Genomic DNA, 23721 nt, shown 5'->3' with positions numbered 1-23721 from the left:
ACATGAATCGTACAATCAACTTCATGGGCGTACGCAATATTGCGTTTGCTGTAACTGTTTTTCTGACGCTGCTGGCGTTGGGTAGCTGGGCGTTTAAAGGTCTTAACTTTGGTTTGGACTTCACGGGTGGTACCCAGATCGAACTGAGCTATGAACAGCCTGCTGTTCTTGAACAGGTGCGTGAGAAGCTTGGGGCAGCTGGTTTTACCGATGCTGTGGTACAGAGCTTTGGTGCAACCACCGATGTGGTCGTGCGCATGCAGGGTGATGACCCTGAGTTGGGCAGCAAGGTTGCAAGCGCTCTGCGCGCAACCGGTGATCAACTAGAGGTCAAGAAGGTCGAATTCGTTGGCCCGCAAGTGGGTGAAGAGCTGCGTGACCAAGGCGGTATCGGCATGCTGCTGGCGCTGGGTGGGGTGCTGTTGTATCTGGCCTTCCGCTTTCAGTGGAAGTTCGCGGTCGGTGCCATCGTCTCCTTGGTTCATGACGTGATTGTGACCTTGGGGATCCTGTCGTTTTTCCAGGTAACCTTCGATCTGACCACCTTGGCCGCGATTCTGGCGATCATCGGCTACTCGCTCAACGACACCATTGTGGTGTTTGACCGGGTGCGTGAGAACTTCCGAGTTCTGCGCAAGGCAACGTTGATTGAAAACATCAATATCTCGACCACCCAAACCTTGCTGCGTACTTTGGCGACCTCGATCTCGACACTGCTGGCCATTGGTGCGCTGTTGATTTTCGCGGGCGACAACTTGTTCTCGTTCTCGGTTGCACTGTTTATTGGTGTATTTGCTGGTACTTACTCATCGGTCTACATCGCTAACGTGGTGCTGATCTGGCTGAACCTGACGGTAGATGATCTTATTCCGCCAGTTGTAGCTGAAGAGGTAGACGAGCGCCCTTAATACGCGGCGCTGCGTCAACCTTGGGCCCTCACAAGTATTGAACTTGTGGGGGCTTTTTGTTGTCTGAGCTACAGGATAAGGCGCGATGCGCCAGTTAAAAGTCAGGAGTCAGTTATGAATAAGTCTTTGCTTGTAGGTGCAGTTTTAGGTGCGGTGGGCGTAACTGCTGGCGGTGCTGTGGCGACTTACAGCTTGGTCGGTGGCCCAGACTACGCAGATGTGGTGGCTGTTGAGCCTATCAATGAAACAATCAAAACCCCGCGTCAGGAATGTCGCGACGTGACTGTGACGCGACAGCGTCCAGTGCAAGATCAGCATAAGATTGCTGGTACGGCCATTGGTGCCGTAGTGGGCGGCCTGCTGGGTAACCAAGTAGGTGGCGGTAACGGTAAGAAAATTGCGACTGCAGCGGGTGCTATTGGTGGTGGTTACGCCGGTAACAAAGTGCAGGGCAACATGCAGGCTAACGATACCTACACCACAACCGAAAATCGCTGCAAAACAGTGACTGACACCAGTCAGAAGCTGGTGGGTTACAACGTTAAATACGAGTTGGATGGCAAAGTTAGCCAGATTCGTATGGCAGAAGATCCGGGCAGCCGTATTCCGGTTAAAGATGGCAAGCTGGTGCTCTCTGACGCCCAATAAACCAGTTGCTCAAACAAGCGCCCTGATTGGGCGCTTTTTTGTGGGCGATGGTGTTGTGTGGGGCGAAGCCTGTCCGCCGTAGACTTGCGATGATATTTCGGGCGCGGTAGTGCTGTTGTTCTGTGGTGCTAATGGTGGGTGGAAAAGCGTCATCCATCCTGCGTAGGCACTTTTTGTGGCATAAAAAAAGCGCCCGTAGGCGCTTTTCGATCAATCAAGCTTAGCGCTTCAGTGAGGCTGAAAGGTGCGGCTGAATTGCAGTCAGTACAGCTTTGAAGCATTTGGTGTTGCCGGCAACAATCTGGCCTTTAGCCAGGAAGTCGTGGCCGCCAGTGAAGTCACTGACCAGGCCGCCTGCTTCTTGAATCAGTAGTGCACCTGCGGCCATGTCCCACTCCGACAGACCGAACTCCCAGAAGGCATCAAAGCGGCCGGCGGCGACATAGGCCAAATCGAGGCTGGCTGCACCTGCGCGGCGAACACCGGCGGTTTGGCCGACCAGGCTGCGGAACATGCCGAGGTAGTTTTCTAGGTTGTCGAGTTGGCTTTCGCGGAACGGAAAGCCGGTGCCGAGCAGGGCGCCATCAAGACTTTTGCGGGTGCTGACGCGAAGGCGGCGACCATTAAGAGCGGCGCCACGGCCGCGACTGGCAGTAAATTCTTCCTGGCGAACCGGGTCGATAATCACGGCGTGCTCAAGGCGGCCACGGTATTTACACGCAAGGCTAACTGCAAAGTGGGGTACGCCACGAATGAAGTTGGTGGTGCCATCCAGTGGGTCAATGATCCACAGGTAATCAGCGCCTTCGCCAGTGCCTTCGGTAAGGCCGCTTTCTTCGCCGTAAAAGCCGTGAGTTGGGTAGGCTTTACGCAGGGCCTGAATGATCAGCTGCTCTGCGGAGCGATCAATCTCTGTCACGTAATCGTTGGCATCTTTCTCGTCTACCGAGATGACGTCCAGGCGTTCGATAGAGCGGAAGATCATTTCACCGGCGCTACGGGCTGCGCGCAGCGCGATATTCAGCATAGGCTGCATGGATGGGTCACCTGGGTCGTTAAAGAAAGCCGAACATTCTATCAGAAAACTTTCATATATGAAGTGCCGCTTAGCCTTGCGTGGCGTAATCAAGGTGGGTTCTGTAAGATTTGCTCCCTTGTGCATTCAATGTGAGCGCTTTCGTTGCTGCAAAATATTCGAGTGGTCTTAGTCAATACCAGTCATCCCGGGAATATCGGTGGTGCGGCGCGGGCAATGAAAAACATGGGGTTGAGCCGTTTGGTTCTGGTCGACCCGATTGATTTTCCCAGTCATGAAGCTGATGCACGTGCTTCGGGTGCCAGCGATATCCTGCAGGCGGCGCAAGTTGTCGGCACCCTTGAAGAGGCGTTGGTTGGCTGCAATCTGGTTTTAGGTACCAGTGCTCGTGATCGGCGTATTCCATGGCCGCTGCTGGATCCGCGTGAGTGTGGTGTGGCTGCGTGCGAGCAGGCGCTGGAAGGGGCTGATGTGGCGTTGGTGTTTGGTCGTGAGTACGCCGGCCTTACCAATGAAGAGCTACAGCGCTGCCAGTTTCATGTGCATATTCCGTCTGATCCATCATTCAGCTCATTGAATCTGGCGGCGGCAGTGCAGGTTTTGGCGTACGAAGTCCGCATGGCCTGGCTGGCCGCGCAAAATCAGCCGACCAAAGTGGCCAAGCTGGAAACCACTGCGATGCTCAATACGCAGATGGTCACGGCTGATGAGCTTGAATCGTTCTATGCGCACCTGCAAAAAGCGCTGGAAGAGATTGGTTTTCTTGATCCGGAAAATCCACGCCACCTGATGAGCCGGTTGCGGCGTTTATATGGTCGCAATAACATCAGTCGAGCTGAAATGAATATTTTGCGCGGCATTTTGACGGAAACGCTCAAGGCTGCGCGCGGTGAACACCATAAGCAGGGGAAGTCAGATGTTTGAGCTCATCCGGGAAGACATTCGAAGCGTATTTCATCGCGATCCAGCCGCGCGTAATACCTTCGAGGTGGTCACCTGTTACCCCGGCTTGCATGCTGTTTGGCTGCATCGTGTGGCGCATGCATTATGGGTCAATGGTTGGAAGTGGTTGGCACGCGTGGTCTCAAATTTTGGTCGATGGATGACCGGGATCGAGATTCATCCGGGTGCCAAGATCGGGCGTCGTTTCTTTATCGATCACGGCATGGGTATCGTCATTGGCGAAACGGCTGAGATTGGTAACGACGTAACCCTTTATCAGGGTGTTACCTTGGGTGGAACCACTTGGAATAAAGGCAAGCGTCACCCGACTCTGGAAGATGGTGTGGTGGTCGGCGCTGGGGCCAAAGTTTTGGGGCCTTTTACCGTGGGTGCCGGGGCTAAGATTGGCTCAAATGCGGTGGTTACCAAGGAAGTTCCAGCGGGTGCTACTGCGGTGGGTATTCCGGGGCGAATCATTGTTAAGGATGACAGCGACCAAGAAGCCAAGCGCAAGGCAATGGCTGAAAAACTAGGTTTTGATGCCTATGGCGTTAGCCAGGATATGCCTGATCCGGTTTCGCGAGCGATTGGTCAGTTGCTGGACCATCTGCAGGCGGTCGATGGTCGTCTTGAGGGTATGTGTGAGGCGCTTACTTCGCTGGGCAGTGACTATTGCGCGAAAGATTTACCGGTATTGCGCGATGAGGACTTTATCGGCGTCTGTAAAGAGCAGAAAGACAAGCCCGCCACAGATGCGCAGGCATAGCGAGTTTGCTATGCTTTGCGCCCCTCGCAAGCTCTAATCCCGAGTAATTTAATAGGTCTTATAGTTGACTTAAATACTCGGGAATTGCATAATTTGCAGCATATTGTAATCCTCGGTACCTCTTAGATGAGACTGACAACCAAAGGCCGATACGCCGTCACCGCCATGCTTGATCTGGCGTTGCATGCGCAAAATGGCCCTGTGTCCCTTGCTGATATTTCTGAGCGTCAGGGAATTTCCCTTTCTTACTTGGAGCAACTTTTCGCCAAATTGCGTCGCGGAACATTAGTGTCCAGCGTTCGTGGTCCCGGCGGTGGTTATCAGCTTGCGCGTGATATGGCCGGTATTCAGGTTGCGGAAGTGATTGATGCGGTCAATGAGTCGGTTGACGCAACACGCTGCCAAGGTCAGGGCGACTGCCATGCAGGCGATACCTGTCTGACTCATCACCTGTGGTGTGACCTGAGCCAGCAGATTCACGAATTTTTAAGTGGTATCAGCTTGGCAGATTTGGTTACCCGTCGTGAGGTTCAAGAAGTCGCTCATCGACAAGATCAGCGTCGCTGCAACGGCAAGGTGCCACACCTCGACAAAATCGAAGCTTCCACCGTCGACTGAATTCAGCTTGCAAAGCCTGATTCCTGATAGGAGAGAATCAATGAAATTGCCTATTTACCTCGATTATTCGGCCACTACGCCGGTTGATCCGCGCGTTGCGCAAAAGATGGTTGAGTGCCTGACCGCTGACGGTAACTTCGGTAATCCAGCTTCGCGCTCACACTTTTTTGGCTGGAAAGCTGAAGAAGCAGTTGAGAATGCGCGTCGTCAGGTTGCTGAGTTGGTTGGCGCAGATCCACGTGAGATCGTTTGGACTTCCGGTGCAACCGAGTCCGATAACCTGGCCATCAAAGGCATCGCTGATTTCTACAAGAGCAAGGGTAAGCACCTTGTAACCTCGAAGATTGAGCATAAAGCGGTGCTCGATACCATGCGCCAGCTCGAGCGTGAAGGTTTCGAAGTCACCTATATTGAGCCAGGTGAAGACGGCTTGATCACCCCGGCAATGGTCGAGGCGGTTCTGCGTGAAGACACCATTCTGGTTTCGATCATGCACGTCAACAACGAGATCGGCACGGTCAATGATATTGCGGCTATCGGTGAGCTGACCCGTTCGCGTGGGATTATCTTCCACGTTGATGCGGCGCAATCGACTGGTAAAGTTGAAATCGACCTTGAGAACCTCAAGGTTGATCTTATGTCCTTCTCCGCACACAAAACCTACGGCCCTAAAGGTGTTGGTGCCCTGTATGTGCGTCGTAAGCCGCGTATCCGCCTGGAAGCGCAGACTCACGGCGGTGGTCATGAGCGTGGCATGCGTTCGGGCACCTTGGCGACCCACCAGTGCGTCGGCATGGGTGAAGCCTTCCGTATTGCCAAAGAAGAAATGGTCGCAGAAAACAAGCGCCTGCTGGCTCTGCGTGATCGTTTCTACTCGCACCTTGAAGACATGGAAGAGCTGTACATCAATGGCAGCATGATTGCCCGTGTACCGCACAACCTCAATTTAAGCTTCAACTATGTTGAGGGCGAGTCGCTGATTATGGCGCTCAAGGATCTGGCCGTTTCGTCGGGCTCTGCCTGTACATCGGCATCGCTTGAGCCTTCATACGTATTGCGCGCCTTGGGCCGCAACGATGAGCTGGCACATAGCTCGATTCGTTTCACCTTCGGTCGTTTCAGCACCGAAGAAGAGATTGATTACGCAGCAGCGAAAGTTCGCGATGCAGTTACCAAGCTGCGTGAACTGTCGCCACTGTGGGATATGTTCAAAGAAGGTGTCGATCTGTCCCAGGTTGAATGGGCGGCACACTAAAGCTGCCGGTGAGCGGCGCCTGATGATTGAGGAATAAGAGCATGGCTTACAGCGAAAAGGTCATTGACCACTACGAAAACCCGCGCAACGTCGGCAAGATGGATGCGCAGGACCCTGATGTTGGTACCGGCATGGTCGGTGCTCCTGCGTGCGGCGACGTTATGCGCCTGCAGATCAAGGTAAACGGCGAAGGCGTTATCGAAGACGCCAAGTTCAAAACCTACGGTTGCGGTTCGGCTATCGCTTCCAGCTCCCTGGCCACTGAGTGGATGAAGGGTAAGACGCTGGATGAGGCTGAAACCATCAAAAACACTCAGCTCGCTGAAGAGCTGGCGTTGCCGCCGGTTAAAATTCACTGCTCGGTACTCGCTGAGGACGCCATCAAGGCTGCCGTGCGTGATTACAAGCAGAAGAAAGGTTTGCTCTAAGGAGGTTTGTCGATGGCTATCAGCATGACCGAAGCCGCTGCCCGGCACGTACAGCGCTCCCTCGATGGGCGCGGTAAAGGTGAGGGCATTCGTTTGGCTGTTCGCACCACTGGCTGCTCTGGTTTGGCGTATGTGCTGGAGTTTGTCGATGAAACTGCTGGCGAAGACCAAGTGTTTGAAAGTCACGGGGTTAAGGTGATTATTGACCCTAAAAGCTTGGTATACCTCGACGGTACTGAGCTGGACTTCGTCAAAGAAGGTCTGAACGAAGGTTTCAAGTTCAATAACCCTAACGTGCGCGGTGAATGTGGCTGCGGCGAAAGCTTCAACATCTGAGGCTATTGTGGGTACTCCTTGTCACTTCGCTTTATTTGACCTGCAGCCGAGTTTTCGCCTGGACCTTGAGCAGTTGGCTACGCGCTACCGTGAGTTGGCGCGTGCGGTTCATCCAGATCGTTTTGCTGATGCCGAAGCGCGCGAACAGCGCGTTGCGCTAGAGAAGTCTGCGAGCCTTAACGAAGCGTATCAAACGCTGAAAAATGCTCCACAGCGTGCCCGTTACTTGCTTGCGTTGAGTGGCCCTGAGCTACCGCTTGAAGTAACAGTGCATGATCCTGACTTCCTGATGCAGCAAATTCAGTTGCGTGAAGAGCTAGAAGACTTGCAGGACGCCGCAGACATTGATGGCGTCATGCAGTTTAAGCGTCAGCTGAAAGTTGCCTCGGATGAGCTCAACGAAAGCTTTGCGGTTTGTTGGGATGACCCTGCAAGACGAGATGAGGCCGAGCGCCTGATGCGTCGCATGCAGTTTCTCGACAAACTTTCCCACGAGGTTCGCCAGTTAGAAGAGCGCCTCGACGATTAACGCTCGCGCACCTGACCAGGTGCGCTTGATATTCACAAAAGCACATATAAACCATGGCCTTACTGCAGATCGCTGAGCCCGGACAGAGCCCCCAGCCACACCAACGTCGGCTGGCAGTTGGTATCGACCTGGGTACCACCAATTCGCTAGTCGCAGCCGTTCGCAGCGGCATATCCGAGCCATTGGCTGATGTCCAGGGTGCGCTTATCTTGCCGTCCGCTGTGCGCTATCACGCGGATCACGTTGAAGTGGGTGAGGGTGCCAAAGGGGCCGCCTCCAGTGACCCTCTCAACACTATCGTTTCGGTTAAACGCCTGATGGGTCGCGGCCTTGCTGATGTTAAACAGCTCGGCGACCAACTGCCGTATCGCTTTGTGGGCGGTGAATCGCAGATGCCTTCAATTGAGACGGTGCAGGGCGCAAAAAGTCCGGTTGAAGTCTCTGCTGAAATTCTCAAGGTGTTGCGTGAGCGTGCTGAGTTAACCCTTGGCGGTGAGCTGGTGGGTGCTGTAATTACCGTGCCTGCCTATTTTGATGAGGCTCAGCGTCAAGCGACTAAAGATGCAGCACGTCTTGCGGGCTTGAATGTTCTGCGTTTGCTCAATGAGCCAACAGCCGCGGCGGTCGCCTATGGTCTTGATCAGAATGCCGAAGGCATTGTCGCGATTTACGACTTGGGTGGCGGCACCTTTGATATTTCTATCCTGCGTTTGACTAGCGGGGTTTTCGAGGTCATGGCTACTGGCGGCGACAGTGCGCTGGGCGGTGATGATTTCGATCACGCGATCGCTAGCTGGATCATCCAGCAAGCAGGTTTGTCAGCTGATATCGATCCAAGTGCGCAGCGCAGTTTGCTTGAAGCCGCTTGTGCGGCGAAAGAAGCCCTAACCAGCAGTGATTCAGTTGAGGTGGTTTATCAGCAGTGGCGCGGTGAGTTGACTCGCGAGCTGTTTGAATCGCTGATCGAGTCCATGATTGCCCGTAGTTTGAAGGCCTGTCGCCGCGCCGTGCGTGATGCCGGTATCGAGCTGGAAGAGGTCGGTGCGGTGGTCATGGTAGGCGGTTCAACCCGCGTACCTCGCGTGCGTAAAGCTGTGGCTGAAATGTTTGCCCGTGAGCCGCTGACCGATATCGACCCTGATCAAGTGGTTGCCATTGGTGCAGCGATTCAGGCTGACACCTTGGCCGGTAATAAGCGTGAGGATGGCGAAGAGCTGTTGCTGTTGGATGTGATTCCATTGTCCCTGGGGCTTGAAACCATGGGCGGTCTGATGGAGAAAGTCATCCCGCGCAACACCACAATCCCCGTCGCTCGGGCTCAGGATTTCACCACTTACAAAGATGGCCAGACTGCAATGATGGTTCACGTGCTCCAGGGCGAGCGTGAGCTGATCAGCGATTGCCGCTCGTTGGCGCGTTTTGAGCTGCGTGGTATCCCGCCAATGGTGGCCGGTGCCGCAAAAATTCGGGTGACCTTTCAGGTCGATGCCGATGGTTTGCTGAGCGTGGCTGCGCGTGAGTTGGGTTCTGGCGTTGAGGCGAGCATTCAGGTTAAGCCGTCCTACGGCCTGACTGATGATCAGGTTGCAAAAATGCTGCAAGACTCATTCAGTAATGCCGGCGATGACAAGCAAGCCCGTGTGTTACGTGAGCAGCAAGTTGATGCTCAGCGTTTGCTTGAGGCGGTAGAAGCGGCGCTGGCCGCTGACGGTGAACGCTTGCTGGATGCTGAAGAGCGCATCGCAATCAATGCCCAGGTTGAGCTGTTGCGCGAGTTGATGAATGGCAGCGATGGCTTGGCTCTTGAGCAGCAAACTAAACGATTGACCCAGGTGACCGATGCGTTTGCAGCGCGTCGTCTGGATTCCACGGTCAAAGCCGCACTGGCGGGCCGTAGTCTGAATGAGATTGAGGAATAAGCATGACCCAGTTGATTTTCCTGCCGCACGCCGAGCATTGCCCAGAGGGTGCGGTTTTTGAGGCTCAGCCTGGTGAGACTGTGTTGAATGCGGCGCTGCGCAATGGCATCCATATTGAACACGCTTGTGAGAAGTCGTGCGCCTGTACCACCTGTCACGTTGTGGTGCGTGAAGGTTTCAATTCGCTTGAGCCTTCCGACGAGCTGGAAGACGACATGCTCGACAAAGCGTGGGGCTTGGAGCCTAATTCGCGCCTGTCTTGTCAGGTAGTGGTGGGTGAGGAAGATATGGTTATCGAAATTCCTAAATACACCATTAATCAGGTTTCTGAAGGCCATTAAGGAGCATCGGCATGAGTATTAAATGGGCTGATGTGCTGGAAATTGCCATTCAGTTGGCCGATAGCAAACCCGATGTTGATCCACGGTACGTTAACTTCGTCGATCTGCACCGTTGGGTGATCGAACTTCCTGATTTTTCAGACGATAGTCAGCGCGGTGGTGAGAAGGTGCTTGAAGCCATTCAGGCTGCCTGGATCGAAGAAGCTGACTAGTTAGCGATGCGCCTTCAGGCGCGAGCCCTACGCATTTCCCAAGAACCCGCGTATAATTCGCGGGTTTAATTTTTCGCTTTAATCCTCTTTTTTGGAGTTTCACATGGCTGTTGAACGTACTTTCTCTATTATCAAACCAGACGCAGTGGCTAAAAACGTCGTTGGTGAGATCGTTACCCGCTTCGAAAAAGCTGGTTTGCGCGTAGTTGCCTCGAAAATGGTTCAGTTGTCCGAGCGTGAAGCTGGCGGTTTCTACGCTGAGCACAGCGAGCGTGGCTTCTTCAAGGATCTGGTTGCATTCATGACTTCCGGTCCAGTTATCGTTCAGGTTCTGGAAGGCGAAGGCGCCATCCTGAAAAACCGTGAGCTGATGGGCGCTACCAACCCTAAAGAAGCAGCTGCTGGCACCATTCGTGCTGATTTCGCTGTTTCCATCGACGAAAACGCTGTTCACGGTTCGGACTCCGAAGCCTCAGCTGCTCGCGAAATCGCTTACTTCTTCGCTTCTACCGAGGTGTGCGCTCGCATTCGCTAAGCGAATCGAGTGAAGGTGAAACCATGACTATTGCGACCGGTAAAATTAATCTTCTGGGTCTGACCCAGCAGGAAATGGAACAATTCTTCGACAGTATCGGGGAGAAGCGTTTTCGTGCCGGTCAAATAATGAAGTGGATTCACCACTTTGGTATCGATGATTTCGATGCCATGAGTAATGTCAGCAAGGTCTTGCGCGAAAAGCTCAAGGCCTGTGCTGAGATTCGTGGCCCGGAAGTGGTCAGCGAAGATATCTCCACCGATGGCACCCGCAAGTGGGTGGTTCGTGTGGCCTCCGGTAGCTGTGTTGAAACTGTGTATATCCCCCAGGGTTCGCGGGGCACGCTATGTGTGTCGTCCCAGGCTGGTTGTGCACTGGACTGCAGCTTCTGTTCCACCGGTAAACAAGGCTTTAACAGCGACCTGACCGCCGCCGAAATTATTGGCCAGGTATGGATCGCGAATAAGTCATTCGGCACTCAGCCCGCGAAGATTGATCGCGCTGTCACCAACGTGGTGATGATGGGTATGGGTGAACCGTTACTGAATTTCGACAATGTCGTCGCCTCCATGAAAATCATGATGGACGACCTTGGCTATGGCATCTCCAAGCGTAAGGTGACCCTGTCTACCTCGGGCGTGGTGCCAATGATCGACAAGCTGGCAGAGGTGATCGACGTATCACTGGCACTGTCACTGCACGCACCCAATGATGCACTGCGCAATCAATTAGTGCCGATCAACAAGAAATACCCGTTGGAAGTACTCCTCGCTGCCTGTAAGCGTTATGTCTCGCGTTTGGGTGAGAAGCGCGTGCTGACTATCGAATACACCTTGCTTAAAGATGTGAACGATAAGATTGAGCATGCTGAGGAGATGATCGCACTTCTTCAGGATGTACCTTGCAAAATCAACCTGATCCCGTTTAATCCTTTCCCTTTTTCTGGATATGAGCGGCCGAGCAACAATGCGATACGCCGTTTCCAAGACCTGCTGCACAAAGCAGGGCACAATGTCACTGTGCGGACAACGCGCGGTGAAGACATTGATGCGGCTTGTGGCCAGTTGGTTGGTCAAGTTATGGATCGTACTCGCCGCAGCGAGCGTTATATCGCCGTGCGTGAACTGAGTAGCGAGGCAGAGTCGCCACGTTCCACCGCAAACAGAAACTAAGAGAGGACTTTCATGACCCTGCGCCCCGCGCTGTTCTTGTTGCTTGCCAGCCTGCTTGTAGGCTGTGTTACGACCGGTGATGTTGATCCGATGAGAACTGAGAAGGGCCGTGAGGACGCGCGTGATGCCTACATTCAGCTGGGGCTGGGTTACATTCAGCAAGGCTCCAGTGAACGGGCCAAGGTTCCACTGAAAAAAGCCCTTGAACTTGACTCATCCAGCGCTGATGCGCATGCAGCGCTGGCTCTGGTGTTCCAGCTCGAAATGGAGCCCAAACTTGCAGATGAACACTACCGCAAAGCCATTTCTGAACGTCCAAGCGATGCACGGCTGTTGAATAACTATGGCAGCTTTTTGTTTGAGCAAAAGCGTTACGATCAAGCACTGGAACAGTACAAGAAAGCCGCGCAAGATAACCTCTACCCGGAGCGTTCGCGGGTGTTTGAGAATCTTGGGGTTACTGCTTTAGCACTGAACAAGCCTGCTGAGGCTAAACACTATTTCGAACGCACGCTGCGTTTAAATAGCCGCCAGCCACGTGCGTTGCTTGAGATGGCTGAGATATCCTACAAAGAGCTGGACTATGTTTCTGCGCGGCGTTACTACGATAGTTACAGCCTTATTAGTGAGCAAAACGCTGCAAGCCTGTTGTTAGGTGCGCGTCTTGCCAAAGTATTTGAAGACCGTGACAAGTCAGCCAGTCTAGGTCTGCAACTCAAACGTTTGTATCCCGGTACCCCGGAATACAAGCAATACCTGTCGGAGCAATGATGAAATCGGCGCCACCTGAAGCTATAGCAGCAAATCGCGTCAATCCCGGTGAAACCCTGCGCATGGCGCGAGAGGCCAAAGACTGGTCGATTGCTGAGGTCGCCGCACAGCTTAATCTAACCCCTGAACGTCTTGGTCAGATTGAAGCAGGCCAGTTCGACAAACTGCCTGGCACTACTTTTGCCCGTGGTTATTTGCGCACCTATGCAAAATTGCTGGGTGTTGATCAGGCACAAATCGTCAATGAATTTGACCAGTTCACAGGCAGCAGCGTAGCGGCCAGCAATGTTCAGAGTCTGGGGCGTATTGAAGAGCCGACTAACTATTCTCAGAAGATTCTGCGTTTTGTCAGCTTCGCCTTGTTGGTTGTCTTGGGCACCGTAGGTTTCTTTTGGTGGCAAGAGCAGGCTAATCGTCAGGCTGAAGATGCTGCCGTTGCCGGGATTGAGCACGTTGAGGTTGAGGGGGCCGATGGTTCTACTCAGATTCACGCTTTGGATGAGCCAGAAGATCAGGCCGTCGCAGCTGCGCAAGGTGAAACCGAACTAACCCTGCCGGGAACGGGCGATTCACTCACTGAGTCCCCTGAGCCAGAAGGTGATGCGGCGCAAGTAGACAATGCCCAGGCCACTGAGTCGACCACCCCTGCGCCAACGGCTACAACTGATAACGCGCCTGCAGCTGCAGCAGAAGCCACGACGCCTTCAACTGACACACCACTGGTTGCTTCTGAGCCGACCCCAGCACCTGCACCTGCAGCCGTGGAAGGTGAGGGTAACGTTAGCATTAACTTCACCGCTAATTGCTGGCTGCAGCTCAAAGATGCCAACGGCAAAGTGGTGTATAGCGGCTTGAAGAAAGCCGGTGAAAGCCTAAACGTCAGCGGTAAAGCGCCTTTAGAACTGCGTCTTGGTTTTGCCAGTGGTGCGCAGGTGACTTACAACGGTCAGGCTGTAGATGTCGCACCCTATGCGACTGGCGAAACAGCACGCCTGAAACTGGGGCTTTAACTCATGCACGGTGAATCTCCGATCAAGCGTCGCTTGTCGCGTAAAATCTGGGTTGGTTCAGTACCGGTAGGTGGCGATTCGCCGATCTCGGTGCAGAGCATGACCAACACCGACACCAATGATGTGGCTGCCACCGTGGCGCAAATCCGTCGTTTGGAAGAAGCCGGTGCTGATATCGTCCGGGTCTCTGTGCCCGATATGGATGCCGCAGAGGCATTCGGCAAGATCAAGAAGCAAGTAAACCTGCCCTTGGTTGCGGATATCCACTTCGATTACCAGATCGCCCTGCGTGTGGCTGAGTTGGGTGTTGATTGCCTGCGTATAAATCCGGGCAATATTGGCCGTGAAGACCGCGTCCGTGCGGTAGTTGAAGCGGCGCGTGACAAAGGTATTCCGATCCGTATCGGGGTCAACGCCGGTTCGCTGGAAAAAGACCTGCAAAAGAAATACGGCGAGCCGACCCCAGAGGCATTGGTTGAGTCGGCGCTGCGCCATGTTGAGCACTTGGATCGGCTGAATTTCCCTGATTTCAAAGTCAGTGTTAAAGCCTCTGATGTGTTTATGGCTGTGGCGGCATACCGCTTGCTGGCGAAGCAAATCGAGCAACCTTTGCACTTGGGTATTACTGAGGCCGGTGGTTTACGCTCGGGTACGGTAAAATCGGCCGTGGGCTTGGGCATGCTGCTTGCTGACGGAATTGGCGATACTATTCGCATCTCGTTGGCTGCCGACCCAGTTGAAGAAATCAAAGTCGGTTTCGACATCCTCAAATCTTTGCGTCTGCGTTCGCGTGGGATCAATTTCATTGCCTGCCCGAGTTGTTCACGGCAGAACTTTGATGTGGTCAAGACCATGAACGACCTTGAAGGCCGTTTGGATGACCTGCTGGTCCCCTTGGATGTTGCCGTCATAGGCTGTGTGGTCAATGGGCCCGGTGAAGCAAAAGAGGCCCATATCGGTTTGACGGGTGGTTCACCGAACAACCTGATTTACATTGATGGCAAGCCTGCACAAAAACTGAATAACGAAAACCTCGTGGATAATCTGGAACGATTGATTCGCGAGAAAGCCGCTGAAAAGCTCGCAGCCGATGCCGCTGTGATTGTTCGCAGCTAAGAGCTTTGATGCCTAAGGAATTGAATTGAGTAAGCCCCTGCAAGCCATTCGTGGCATGAACGATATCCTGCCAGAGCAAACCCCATTGTGGCGCTATTTTGAAGCCACAGTTGCAGGTCTGCTGGATGGCTACGGCTATCGACAGATTCGTATGCCGATTGTTGAGTTCACCGAGTTGTTTAAGCGCTCGATTGGTGAAGTCACCGATATCGTTGAAAAAGAGATGTACACCTTTGAGGACCGCAACGGCGATTCACTGACCTTGCGCCCTGAAGGCACAGCGGCCTGTGTACGAGCGGTGCTTGAGCATGGTTTGTCTGGTGGCGGACAAACTCAGAAGCTGTGGTACATCGGGCCAATGTTTCGTCACGAACGTCCGCAGAAAGGCCGCTATCGTCAGTTCCACCAGATCGGCCTTGAAGTGTTCAACCTGCCTGGCCCGGATATCGATGCCGAGCTGATCATGCTGACCTGGCGGCTGTGGAAGCTGCTCGGTATTGGTGATGCAGTTACCCTTGAACTGAACAGCCTTGGCACCAGTGAAGCCCGCGCGGTCTACCGTGGCGAGCTGGTTGAGTACCTCACCGCGCGAATTGATCAGCTTGATGAAGACAGCCGTCGCCGTCTTTCAAGCAACCCACTGCGTATTCTTGACAGCAAGTCGCCAGAGACTCAGGCGCTGCTGGTTGATGCGCCGAAGCTTGAAAACTATCTGGACGAAGAATCACGCATACACTTCGCCGGCCTCAAGGCGCGTCTTGATGCTGCTGGCATTTCCTATGTGATCAATCCTAAGTTGGTACGTGGCCTCGACTATTACAGCAAAACTGTATTCGAGTGGGTCACCGATAAATTGGGTGCACAAGGGACAGTTTGTGCCGGTGGCCGGTATGATGGGCTGGTTGAGCAGATGGGCGGCAAGCCGACCACCGGTGTTGGTTTCGCCATGGGCATTGAGCGTCTGCTTTTGCTGATTGAGACACTCGAGAAAGTACCTGCGCAAATCGCTCGTACGGTAGATGTGTACCTCTGTGCTATTGGTGAGGCCGCTGAGCTGGCTGCTATCCCGTTGGCCGAGCAATTACGTGACAAAATCCCGGGTTTACGCCTGCAGGTTAATGCGGGCGCTGGCAGCTTTAAAAGCCAACTGAAGAAAGCCGACAAGAGTGGTGCGTTATTCGCTCTGGTCATGGGAGAAGACGAACTGGGCCAGCAAGTGGTAGGTTGCAAGCCGCTGCGTGGTCAAGGCGAACAAAACAGCATTGCCTGGGATGTTCTGGCTGAACACTTGGCAACCAGCCTCAAACAGGCTTAAGCGAATTAGCGGATAAGGAGTATTGGGGTGGTTTCGCGTAACGACGAAGAAGAATTAGCGGTAATCAAGGACTGGTGGCAGCACAACGGTAAGCCGCTGATGGCAGGTTGTGCTTTGGCGCTAATTGCAGTGCTCGGTTGGCAGGGTTGGCAGAAGTATCAAGCCAATCAGTCCCAAGGTGCCTCAATGCTTTACCAGCAATTGCTGGAAACTGCCCTTGATCCAAGTGGCAAGCCGGACACCGGCAAAGTCGCTGAACTGGCCGGCAAGCTGAGCAGTGAGTACGGCGGCACTTATTATGCGCAGTACGGCAGCTTGTTTGTGGCGAAAGTCGCGGTTGAAGCCGGTGAGCTCAAAGATGCTGCCAACGAACTGCAAGCAGTGGTTGATAAGCCCGCTGATGCAACGCTAGAAGAGTTGGCGCGTCAGCGTCTGGCACGTGTACTGGCCGCGCAGGATAAAACGGAAGATGCCTTGAAACTGCTTGATGGCGATGCTGACAAAGCATTTCTGGCGAGTCGTGAAGAGCTCAAGGGTGACTTGCTGGTTAAGCTGGGTCGCGCCAATGATGCCCACGCAGCCTATGAGAAAGCCAAGTCTGCCCTGTCAGAAGATGCAGCGGTTGGTGGCTTGCAAATCAAGCTGGACGACCTAGCGAAAGGGGATGCGTGACGTGATTCGGTGGAAGAATATCGCACTACTGAGCCTGGCCTTGTTGGCCGTAGGTTGCAGTAGCAATAGCAAGAAGGAACTGCCCCCAGCAGAACTCCCTGACTTCACCGCAGAAGTTGAGCTCAATGAGCAATGGGATCGTTCGATTGGCGATGGTCAAGGCGAAACGTTCAACATGCTTCAGCCAGCGATTGATGGCGAAAAGATCATTGCTGCTGACGTTGAGGGCATTGTCATCGCCATGGATCGCAAGACCGGCGATGTCATCTGGAAAGAAGACCTCGAACTACCGGTTTCTGGCGCTGTAGGCGCGGGTTACGGGTTGGTTTTGCTGGGCACTGAGAAAGGCGAGATTATTGCCCTTGATGCCACCAACGGTGAAGAGAAATGGCGCGCCCGCGTCAATAGCGAAGTGCTCTCGGCACCTGCTGTTAACGGTGATATCGTACTGGTGCAGACTCAGGATGACCGTCTGGTTGCCTTTGATGCCGATACCGGTAATCAACGCTGGAGTTTTGATAACACGCCAGCGGTCCTGACATTGCGCGGCACCAGTGCGCCATTGCTGACCAGTACACTGGCAATTGCGGCATTATCCAGCGGTAAAGTGATTGCCTTGGACGCCCAGCGTGGCATCCCTGTCTGGGAGCAACGTGTTGCTGTTCCACAGGGCCGCTCCGAGTTGGATCGCGTGGTTGATATTGACGGCGGCCTGTTGCTGTCCGGCGGTAAGCTTTACGTGGTCAGCTATCAGGGCCGTGTCGCGTCTCTGGATCTGGAGTCTGGGCGCGTGCTTTGGCAGCGTGAGGCCTCTAGTTCAGTGGGTGTCGCTGAAGGCTTTGGCACTGTTTATGTCAGCTTGGCCAGTGGCACGGTTGAAGGTATCGATGAGCGCTCTGCATCGGCACTGTGGAGCAATGACGCGCTGGCCCGTCGCCAGTTGTCGGCTCCAGAAGTATTTTCCAGCTACGTTGTATTTGGTGATTTTGAAGGCTATCTGCACTTGATCAGCCAGGTTGACGGACGCTTTGTCGGCCGTGAGCATGTTGACAGTGATGGCTTACGTGCCCGCCCACTGGTGGATGGTGACTGGCTGTATGCCTTTGGCAACAGCGGTAAATTGGTCGCCTACACCATCAAATAGCGGGCAACTCAAGGTTGTGTGAAAGCTTGATAGTTTTCATACGCTTTGAAATGACAGGCTTGTCTATGCTGCTTTGTAGTGTACAAGCCTCGCTGCAAATTCCGGCCGCTGCTTATGCAGCGGCCTTTGTATTTTCTGAAATAACGAAGTGGAGAGCCTAATGGTTCCCGTAATTGCCCTGGTGGGCCGACCGAACGTCGGTAAGTCCACGCTATTTAACCGCTTGACCAGGACCCGCGATGCCATCGTTGGTGACCTGTCGGGTTTAACCCGTGATCGTCAGTATGGCGAGGCCAAGTGGCAGGGACGCACCTACATTGTCGTTGATACCGGTGGTATTTCCGGCGATGAAGAAGGTATTGACGCAAAGATGGCTGAGCAGTCGCTGCAAGCTATCGAAGAAGCCGATGTGGTGTTGTTCCTGGTTGATGCGCGAGCGGGCTTGTCTGCCTCTGACCAGATGATTGGTGAGCACCTGCGCAAGCGCAACAAGGACAGCCACCTGATCATCAACAAGGTCGACAATCTTGACCCTGATTTGGCACGTGCTGAGTTCGCATCAATGGGCATGGGCGAGTCGCTGGCCATTGCCGGCGCTCATGGCCGTGGCATCTCGCAGATGCTCGAAGCTGTGCTTAGCCGTTTCCCGAAAGATGCGGGCGAGCTGGAAGAGGGCGAAGAAGCTGAGGATGTTGCTGAAGGCGAAGAAGCCAAGCGCATTCCTGGCCCGAGCGAGAAAGACGGTATCAAGCTGGCGATTATCGGTCGTCCAAACGTGGGTAAATCGACGCTGGTTAACCGCATGCTCGGTGAAGACCGAGTGATCGTTTATGATCAGGCGGGCACCACGCGTGACAGCATCTACATCCCGTTTGAGCGTGATGACGAGAAGTACACCCTGATCGACACCGCCGGTGTGCGTCGCCGTGGCAAGATTTTTGAAGCTGTCGAGAAGTTCTCGGTGGTTAAAACCCTGCAAGCGATCCAAGACTCCAACGTTGTGGTGTTCGTCATGGACGCCCGTGAAGGGGTGGTCGATCACGACCTTAACTTGCTTGGTTTTGTGCTGGAAAGTGGTCGTGCGCTGGTTATTGCCCTCAACAAGTGGGATGGCATGGAGCCCAGCGAGCGCGATTACGTGAAAACTGAGTTGCAGCGTCGGTTGTTCTTCGTCGACTTTGCCGATATTCACTTCATCTCGGCTTTGCATGGCACCGGTGTGGGCCACCTGTATAAGTCGGTTCAGGCTTCGTTCCAGTCCGCGATTACCCGCTGGCCGACTAACCGCCTGACTCAGATCCTTGAAGATGCAGTGCGCGAGCATCAGCCGCCGTTGGTTAATGGCCGCCGGATCAAGCTGCGTTACGCCCACTTGGGCGGTGCCAACCCGCCGCTGATCGTGATCCACGGTAACCAGGTTGAATCAGTGCCACGTGCCTATTCTCGTTACTTGGAAAACACCTATCGTCGCGTTCTCAAGCTGGTTGGGACACCAATCCGCATCGAGTACAAAGGTGGCGAGAACCCGTACGAGGGCAATAAAAACACCCTTACTGACCGTCAGGTGAACAAGAAGCGTCGCTTGATGAGCCACCATAAAAAAGCTGAGAAAAAGCGTAAAGACAAGCGCTAGTCTGGCTGTTGTACTGGTGTTTAAAAAGGCGTCCGATGGACGCCTTTTTCATGTTTGAATGATCCGTTATCCTGAGCCTATTAATCGCCTCGTCGGGCGTGTGCAGCAGGAATCTGTGATGATCATCAGCAAATTGCCGAATGTTGGCACAACCATCTTTACCCGCATGTCTCAGTTGGCCATGGAAACGGGTGCCTTGAATCTGTCCCAGGGCTTTCCCGATTTTGATGGCCCGCTGGCGCTGCGTGATGCTGTCGGTCGACATATCGCCGCCGGTCATAACCAATACACGGCGATGACCGGTTTACCGGCGCTGCGTGAGCAAGTCGCCGCTAAAATTGCTCACTGTTATGGCAGCGCCGTCAGCGCCGATACTGAGGTGACTATCACCCCGGGTGCAACTCAGGCCATCTTCTGTGCCATTCAGGCGCTTATCCATTCGGGTGACGAAGTCATAGTATTTGACCCCAGTTACGACAGCTACGAACCCTCAGTGGAACTGGCGGGCGGGCGCTGTATTCATGTGCCCTTGGCCTTGCCGGATTTTTCAATCGATTGGCAGCAATTTACAGATGCACTCAGTGATAAAACCCGACTGATCATCCTTAATACACCGCACAACCCGAGTGGGGCCCTGATCAGCCGTGCGGAGCTTGATCAGTTGGCCGACCTCATTCGTGATCGCGATATTTATCTGATCAGCGATGAGGTGTATGAGCACCTGGTGTTTGATGGTGTTGCCCATACCAGTGTGTTGGCCCATGAAGAGCTGTATCAGCGTGCGTTTGTGGTCAGCTCTTTTGGCAAGACCTACCACGTGACGGGTTGGAAAACGGGCTATGTGGTGGCACCACCGGCGTTAACTGCCGAGCTACGCAAGGTCCATCAATATGTCAGTTTCTGCGGCGTCACCCCGTTGCAATGGGCTTTGGCCGATTTTATGAGCGAGCAGCCTCAGCATATTGAGGAGCTGCCGGGGTTTTATCAGGCCAAGCGCGATTTGTTCTGTGATTTACTCAAGGACTCTCGCTTCAAGTTTACCCCTACACCGGGTACTTACTTTCAGCTGGCTGACTACTCGGCCATACGTGATGACCTGGATGATGTCGCCATGTCGGAGTGGCTGACGCGTGAGCATGGGGTCGCGACGATTCCTGTGTCGGTCTTTTATCAGCAAGCACCGCGAGATCTACGTTTGGTCAGGTTCTGTTTTGCCAAGCGAGAAGAAACCTTGCGTCAAGCCGCGGAGAAATTATGCGCGATCTAACGACATTGCCAGACCTCAAGCTTGCACTGGTCCAGAGTGAGTTGTTTTGGCAGGACCCCGCCGCCAACCTTGAGCGATTTGAGCAGTTGCTGGCACCTGTTGAAGGTGCTGATTTGGTGATTCTGCCGGAAATGTTCAGCACCGGTTTTTCCATGGAGTCGGCCAAGTTGGCTGAGCCAGAAGACGGGCCGAGTACTCAATGGATGATCAAACAGGCAGCTCGCATGGGTGCTGTGGTGACTGGCAGCCTGATTATCCAGGCAGCAGACGGCAGTTATCGCAATCGACTGATCTGGGCTCGGCCTGACGGATCCATGGCTTATTACGACAAGCGCCATCTGTTTCGCATGGCAGGTGAGCACAAGCACTTTGCCGCCGGTGAGCAGCAAGCGCTGTTCAATCTCAAAGGCTGGAATATACGTCCGCTTATTTGTTACGACCTGCGTTTCCCTGTATGGAGTCGCGACGCCAAACAAACCGACCTGTTGCTGTATACCGCCAACTGGCCAGCAGCACGGCGTAATCATTGGAACCGCCTGCTACCTGCTCGGGCGATTGAAAACCTGTGTTTCGTTGTAGCGGTTAATCGCGTTGGCGAGGACGGTAAGGGACACGCTTACAGCGGTGATTCGAAGGTCATAGATTTTCAGGGGGATGTAACACTTGATTGCAAGGATGTAACAGGGGTTCAGTGCTTTACTCTAAAAGGTGTCGATCTGGCAGAGTATCGCCAGCGTTTTCCCGCAGATTGTGACGCGGACACATTCACACTTGGATGATCTAAAGGATTTAGATGGATGCTCGCGCGCCGACCAGCAATCCAGAACGTACAGCTCATCGCACGAGTCCGCGGGAGGTTGCTCAGGCTAGGTTGTACTCTGTGACAGCGATTGTCATCGCTACCATTCTGGGTACGCCTCTTGCGGGCGCCTTTGTTTTGCACCATAACCTTATCGTGCTCGGTCGCAGCCGTGAGTCATTCAGGCTCTGGTTGGTTGCAATCAGTCTGTTTATCGTCACATTTGCCTTTTGCGAAGTGCTGCCTGAAGCTTATGGAGCACAGTTGCTCATTGTGCCAGAAGCATTGATTATGTTTGGCTATGCCAAATACAGCTTTGCAGATTCTGCCCAACTGCAAGCCAGGGGTTTTTATTCAAATTGGCGGGCGGTGGGTGTTTGCTTGCTCTTGCTGTTGGCCATGCTGGCAGCAATTCTGGAGCTGATGTTCTTCTTGCGCTTGTTTTAACCCCTCTTAAATGCAAACAACCCCGCCAATTGGCAGGGTTGTTGGTTTGCGCGTTACTTGAGCTTTAAGCGCAGACTATGCGGCTTCTTGTTCCTGGACCAGTGCGCGGTTCAGCGCACTAAACAGGGCGCGGAAACTGGCTGTTGTCAGGTTTTCATCAATGCCAGCGCCGTGTAAGGCACGACCGCCATTGACACGCAGTTCAATGTAGGCCGCTGCTTTGGCATTGGTCCCAGCACCAATCGCGTGCTCTGAGTAGTCCATAATTTCCACATCGAGTGGCAGGCCCGCAACCAAGGCTTCCAGTGGACCTTTGCCGATACCACTCCAGCGCTTGGTTTCGCCGCCGGTGATGACTTCAACGTCTACCGCGCTGGTGCCGTTTTCCTCTTGCAAACGATGGCTCTTGAGCGCGTAGGGTGAGGCGGCTTGCAGGAACTCGTTTTTGAACAGGCTGTAAATCTGCTCAGCTGTCATCTCCAAGCCTAAGCGGTCAGTTTCTTTCTGAACCACTTGGCTGAATTCAATCTGCATACGTCGTGGCAAGCTCACGCCATATTCTTGCTCAAGCAAGAAGGTGATGCCGCCTTTACCAGACTGGCTGTTGACGCGAATCACCGCTTCATAACTGCGGCCAATATCAGCCGGGTCAATTGGCAGGTAAGGCACTTCCCAGATGGCGTCTGCTTTTTGCTGGGTCAGGCCTTTGCGGATAGCATCCTGGTGCGAGCCGGAGAATGCGGTATGCACCAGGTCACCAACGTAAGGGTGGCGTGGGTGAACTGGCAACTGGTTACATTCTTCGACTACTTTGCGCACGGCATCAATGTCGGAGAAGTCCAGACCCGGGTTAATGCCTTGGGTGTAGAGGTTCAGTGCCAAGTTAACCAAGTCAACGTTGCCAGTACGTTCGCCGTTACCGAACAAGCAACCTTCAACCCGGTCAGCGCCCGCCATCAAGCCCAACTCACTGGCAGCAACGCCAGTGCCACGGTCGTTGTGGGTGTGCAAGCTGATCAGAACGCTATCGCGACGGCTAATGTTGCGGCCAAACCATTCAATCTGGTCGGCGTAGACGTTTGGTGTCGCCACTTCAACCGTGGTCGGCAAGTTGAGGATGACTTTGTTGTCTGGAGTTGGTTGCCAGACATCAAGCACCGCATCGCAGACTTCAACGGCGAAATCCAGCTCGGTAGAGGAGAAGATTTCCGGCGAGTATTGGAAGGTCCACTGAGTATCAGGCTGTGCTTCGGCCAAACGCTTGATCACTTTTGCCGCATTGGTGGCGATATCGACTACGCCTGCTTTATCGAGGTTAAACACGATGCGGCGAAATGACGGTGCGGTTGCGTTGTACACGTGAACGATGGCTTTCTTGGCACCCTTGAGTGATTCAAAGGTGCGGGTGATCAAGTCTTCGCGAGCCTGGGTCAACACTTGAATCGTAGTGTCGTCAGGGATATGCCCATCGGTGATCAAGGTGCGCACGAAGTCAAAGTCAGTCTGCGAGGCGGAAGGGAAGCCCACTTCAATCTGCTTAACCCCGACCTGAACGAGGGTTTTGAAGAAGCGCATCTTCTTCTCTGCATCCATCGGCTCAATCAGCGATTGATTGCCATCACGCAGGTCTGAGCTGCACCAGATAGGCACTTCGGTAATGGTTTTTGATGGCCAGGTGCGGTCAGGCAAATTAATCGGCGTAAATGCGCGGTATTTGCGTGATGGGTCTTTAAGCATGCTCATGATAAATCCTTGGAAGCGGCGACCTGATAGGTACAGGTGAGATCAATGGGTAGCGTGGGCGAGGCGTAGCGGTACTAGCTACGCAGTCGCTGGCTTACCAGGCAAAGATTGGCGTGTTGGCGCTGCAGAATGAGGGTGTGAGACGTATTCATAGGTCTA

26 protein-coding genes are annotated in these 23721 nt (G+C 53.8%); 24 read left to right on the top strand and 2 right to left on the bottom strand.

Going from position 1 to position 23721, the window contains the following annotated elements:
• Positions 1-2 precede the first annotated feature (2 nt).
• Positions 3-908: a protein translocase subunit SecF gene (secF, locus tag ACIGCM_RS13945; RefSeq protein WP_397502660.1), complete on the top strand. Its 906-nt coding sequence runs from the start codon at positions 3-5 to the stop codon at positions 906-908.
• A gap of 114 nt (positions 909-1022) precedes the next feature.
• Positions 1023-1556, top strand: coding sequence for a glycine zipper 2TM domain-containing protein (locus ACIGCM_RS13940; RefSeq protein ID WP_397502659.1), 534 nt, complete (start codon positions 1023-1025; stop codon positions 1554-1556).
• A gap of 220 nt (positions 1557-1776) precedes the next feature.
• On the opposite strand, the gene suhB is transcribed toward ACIGCM_RS13940, so the two are convergent.
• A complete protein-coding gene (suhB, locus tag ACIGCM_RS13935; protein WP_397502658.1) occupies positions 1777-2592 on the bottom strand; it encodes an inositol-phosphate phosphatase in 816 nt (271 codons plus the stop codon).
• Positions 2593-2736: 144 nt separating this feature from the next.
• On the opposite strand from suhB, the gene trmJ reads away from it, so the two are divergent.
• The 22 genes from trmJ to ACIGCM_RS13825 all read left to right on the top strand — a co-directional run bounded on the left by trmJ (position 2737) and on the right by ACIGCM_RS13825 (position 21819).
• Positions 2737-3516: a tRNA (cytosine(32)/uridine(32)-2'-O)-methyltransferase TrmJ gene (gene trmJ, locus ACIGCM_RS13930; protein WP_397502657.1), complete on the top strand. Its 780-nt coding sequence runs from the start codon at positions 2737-2739 to the stop codon at positions 3514-3516.
• Entirely contained in the window at positions 3509-4300 is a 792-nt protein-coding gene (cysE, locus tag ACIGCM_RS13925) for a serine O-acetyltransferase (RefSeq protein ID WP_397502656.1), read from the top strand. The genes trmJ and cysE overlap by 8 nt, the downstream gene beginning before the upstream one ends.
• Before the next feature lie 126 nt (positions 4301-4426).
• A complete protein-coding gene (gene iscR / locus ACIGCM_RS13920) occupies positions 4427-4918 on the top strand; it encodes a Fe-S cluster assembly transcriptional regulator IscR (protein ID WP_397502655.1) in 492 nt (163 codons plus the stop codon).
• Positions 4919-4958: 40 nt separating this feature from the next.
• A complete protein-coding gene (locus tag ACIGCM_RS13915) occupies positions 4959-6173 on the top strand; it encodes an IscS subfamily cysteine desulfurase (RefSeq protein ID WP_397502654.1) in 1215 nt (404 codons plus the stop codon).
• Between the two features lie 41 nt (positions 6174-6214).
• Complete coding sequence (gene iscU, locus ACIGCM_RS13910) at positions 6215-6601, top strand: Fe-S cluster assembly scaffold IscU (RefSeq protein ID WP_010484583.1); 387 nt, start codon at positions 6215-6217, stop codon at positions 6599-6601.
• A gap of 12 nt (positions 6602-6613) precedes the next feature.
• Entirely contained in the window at positions 6614-6937 is a 324-nt protein-coding gene (gene iscA, locus ACIGCM_RS13905) for an iron-sulfur cluster assembly protein IscA (protein WP_087516039.1), read from the top strand.
• A gap of 7 nt (positions 6938-6944) precedes the next feature.
• Positions 6945-7466 carry a co-chaperone HscB gene (hscB, locus tag ACIGCM_RS13900; protein ID WP_397502653.1) on the top strand — a complete coding sequence of 174 codons (522 nt, stop codon included), beginning with the start codon at positions 6945-6947 and terminating at the stop codon, positions 7464-7466.
• 53 nt (positions 7467-7519) lie between these two features.
• Positions 7520-9385 carry a Fe-S protein assembly chaperone HscA gene (hscA, locus tag ACIGCM_RS13895; RefSeq protein ID WP_397502652.1) on the top strand — a complete coding sequence of 622 codons (1866 nt, stop codon included), beginning with the start codon at positions 7520-7522 and terminating at the stop codon, positions 9383-9385.
• A gap of 2 nt (positions 9386-9387) precedes the next feature.
• Positions 9388-9726, top strand: a complete 339-nt coding sequence (gene fdx / locus ACIGCM_RS13890) for an ISC system 2Fe-2S type ferredoxin (protein ID WP_397502651.1) — start codon at positions 9388-9390, stop codon at positions 9724-9726.
• 11 nt (positions 9727-9737) lie between these two features.
• The gene (gene iscX, locus ACIGCM_RS13885) at positions 9738-9938 is read left to right on the top strand and encodes a Fe-S cluster assembly protein IscX (protein WP_397502650.1); all 201 of its coding nucleotides are present in this window, start codon (positions 9738-9740) and stop codon (positions 9936-9938) included.
• 103 nt (positions 9939-10041) lie between these two features.
• Entirely contained in the window at positions 10042-10473 is a 432-nt protein-coding gene (ndk, locus tag ACIGCM_RS13880) for a nucleoside-diphosphate kinase (RefSeq protein ID WP_087516044.1), read from the top strand.
• A 23-nt stretch (positions 10474-10496) separates the two neighbouring features.
• Positions 10497-11645 carry a 23S rRNA (adenine(2503)-C(2))-methyltransferase RlmN gene (gene rlmN / locus ACIGCM_RS13875; protein ID WP_397502649.1) on the top strand — a complete coding sequence of 383 codons (1149 nt, stop codon included), beginning with the start codon at positions 10497-10499 and terminating at the stop codon, positions 11643-11645.
• Positions 11646-11657: 12 nt separating this feature from the next.
• Positions 11658-12416, top strand: coding sequence for a type IV pilus biogenesis/stability protein PilW (pilW, locus tag ACIGCM_RS13870; RefSeq protein ID WP_397502648.1), 759 nt, complete (start codon positions 11658-11660; stop codon positions 12414-12416).
• Entirely contained in the window at positions 12416-13426 is a 1011-nt protein-coding gene (locus ACIGCM_RS13865; protein ID WP_397502647.1) for a RodZ domain-containing protein, read from the top strand. The genes pilW and ACIGCM_RS13865 overlap by 1 nt, the downstream gene beginning before the upstream one ends.
• Positions 13427-13429: 3 nt before the next feature.
• Positions 13430-14542: a flavodoxin-dependent (E)-4-hydroxy-3-methylbut-2-enyl-diphosphate synthase gene (gene ispG, locus ACIGCM_RS13860; protein WP_397502646.1), complete on the top strand. Its 1113-nt coding sequence runs from the start codon at positions 13430-13432 to the stop codon at positions 14540-14542.
• A gap of 25 nt (positions 14543-14567) precedes the next feature.
• The gene (gene hisS, locus ACIGCM_RS13855; RefSeq protein WP_397502645.1) at positions 14568-15857 is read left to right on the top strand and encodes a histidine--tRNA ligase; all 1290 of its coding nucleotides are present in this window, start codon (positions 14568-14570) and stop codon (positions 15855-15857) included.
• 27 nt (positions 15858-15884) lie between these two features.
• Entirely contained in the window at positions 15885-16529 is a 645-nt protein-coding gene (locus ACIGCM_RS13850; RefSeq protein WP_397502644.1) for a tetratricopeptide repeat protein, read from the top strand.
• Positions 16522-17673, top strand: coding sequence for an outer membrane protein assembly factor BamB (gene bamB / locus ACIGCM_RS13845; protein ID WP_397502643.1), 1152 nt, complete (start codon positions 16522-16524; stop codon positions 17671-17673). The genes ACIGCM_RS13850 and bamB overlap by 8 nt, the downstream gene beginning before the upstream one ends.
• Positions 17674-17833: 160 nt before the next feature.
• The gene (gene der / locus ACIGCM_RS13840) at positions 17834-19306 is read left to right on the top strand and encodes a ribosome biogenesis GTPase Der (protein ID WP_397502642.1); all 1473 of its coding nucleotides are present in this window, start codon (positions 17834-17836) and stop codon (positions 19304-19306) included.
• Positions 19307-19424: 118 nt separating this feature from the next.
• Positions 19425-20573, top strand: coding sequence for a pyridoxal phosphate-dependent aminotransferase (locus tag ACIGCM_RS13835; RefSeq protein WP_397502641.1), 1149 nt, complete (start codon positions 19425-19427; stop codon positions 20571-20573).
• Positions 20561-21352: an amidohydrolase gene (locus ACIGCM_RS13830; RefSeq protein ID WP_397502640.1), complete on the top strand. Its 792-nt coding sequence runs from the start codon at positions 20561-20563 to the stop codon at positions 21350-21352. Before ACIGCM_RS13835 ends, ACIGCM_RS13830 begins: the two co-directional genes overlap by 13 nt.
• A gap of 101 nt (positions 21353-21453) precedes the next feature.
• Positions 21454-21819 (top strand): hypothetical protein, encoded by a 366-nt coding sequence (locus tag ACIGCM_RS13825; protein ID WP_397502639.1) that lies wholly within the window; start codon positions 21454-21456, stop codon positions 21817-21819.
• Positions 21820-21894: 75 nt separating this feature from the next.
• On the opposite strand, the gene leuA is transcribed toward ACIGCM_RS13825, so the two are convergent.
• Positions 21895-23562, bottom strand: coding sequence for a 2-isopropylmalate synthase (gene leuA / locus ACIGCM_RS13820; protein WP_397502638.1), 1668 nt, complete (start codon positions 23560-23562; stop codon positions 21895-21897).
• Positions 23563-23721 lie beyond the last annotated feature (159 nt).

Origin of the sequence: Pseudomonas sp. NPDC078700 (assembly GCF_044542375.1) — a bacterium.
Taxonomy (GTDB): Bacteria; Pseudomonadota; Gammaproteobacteria; order Pseudomonadales; family Pseudomonadaceae; genus Aquipseudomonas.
The sequence above is the reverse complement of the archived record's forward strand: the minus strand, read 5'-3'. Positions and strand labels throughout refer to the sequence as shown.

Excerpts from the sequence above, each read along its gene's own strand:
- der (WP_397502642.1), top strand. The coding sequence starts at position 17,834 with ATGGTTCCCGTAATTGCCCTGGTGGGCCGACCGAACGTCGGTAAGTCC.
- ACIGCM_RS13865 (WP_397502647.1), top strand. The coding sequence starts at position 12,416 with ATGAAATCGGCGCCACCTGAAGCTATAGCAGCAAATCGCGTCAATCCC.
- fdx (WP_397502651.1), top strand. The coding sequence starts at position 9,388 with ATGACCCAGTTGATTTTCCTGCCGCACGCCGAGCATTGCCCAGAGGGT.
- ACIGCM_RS13940 (WP_397502659.1), top strand. The coding sequence starts at position 1,023 with ATGAATAAGTCTTTGCTTGTAGGTGCAGTTTTAGGTGCGGTGGGCGTA.
- ACIGCM_RS13830 (WP_397502640.1), top strand. The coding sequence starts at position 20,561 with ATGCGCGATCTAACGACATTGCCAGACCTCAAGCTTGCACTGGTCCAG.
- leuA (WP_397502638.1), bottom strand. The coding sequence starts at position 23,562 with ATGAGCATGCTTAAAGACCCATCACGCAAATACCGCGCATTTACGCCG.
- pilW (WP_397502648.1), top strand. The coding sequence starts at position 11,658 with ATGACCCTGCGCCCCGCGCTGTTCTTGTTGCTTGCCAGCCTGCTTGTA.
- iscA (WP_087516039.1), top strand. The coding sequence starts at position 6,614 with ATGGCTATCAGCATGACCGAAGCCGCTGCCCGGCACGTACAGCGCTCC.
- rlmN (WP_397502649.1), top strand. The coding sequence starts at position 10,497 with ATGACTATTGCGACCGGTAAAATTAATCTTCTGGGTCTGACCCAGCAG.
- ACIGCM_RS13835 (WP_397502641.1), top strand. The coding sequence starts at position 19,425 with ATGATCATCAGCAAATTGCCGAATGTTGGCACAACCATCTTTACCCGC.
- bamB (WP_397502643.1), top strand. The coding sequence starts at position 16,522 with ATGCGTGACGTGATTCGGTGGAAGAATATCGCACTACTGAGCCTGGCC.
- iscR (WP_397502655.1), top strand. The coding sequence starts at position 4,427 with ATGAGACTGACAACCAAAGGCCGATACGCCGTCACCGCCATGCTTGAT.
- hscA (WP_397502652.1), top strand. The coding sequence starts at position 7,520 with ATGGCCTTACTGCAGATCGCTGAGCCCGGACAGAGCCCCCAGCCACAC.
- secF (WP_397502660.1), top strand. The coding sequence starts at position 3 with ATGAATCGTACAATCAACTTCATGGGCGTACGCAATATTGCGTTTGCT.
- iscU (WP_010484583.1), top strand. The coding sequence starts at position 6,215 with ATGGCTTACAGCGAAAAGGTCATTGACCACTACGAAAACCCGCGCAAC.
- cysE (WP_397502656.1), top strand. The coding sequence starts at position 3,509 with ATGTTTGAGCTCATCCGGGAAGACATTCGAAGCGTATTTCATCGCGAT.
- ACIGCM_RS13915 (WP_397502654.1), top strand. The coding sequence starts at position 4,959 with ATGAAATTGCCTATTTACCTCGATTATTCGGCCACTACGCCGGTTGAT.
- iscX (WP_397502650.1), top strand. The coding sequence starts at position 9,738 with ATGAGTATTAAATGGGCTGATGTGCTGGAAATTGCCATTCAGTTGGCC.
- suhB (WP_397502658.1), bottom strand. The coding sequence starts at position 2,592 with ATGCAGCCTATGCTGAATATCGCGCTGCGCGCAGCCCGTAGCGCCGGT.
- ispG (WP_397502646.1), top strand. The coding sequence starts at position 13,430 with ATGCACGGTGAATCTCCGATCAAGCGTCGCTTGTCGCGTAAAATCTGG.
- ndk (WP_087516044.1), top strand. The coding sequence starts at position 10,042 with ATGGCTGTTGAACGTACTTTCTCTATTATCAAACCAGACGCAGTGGCT.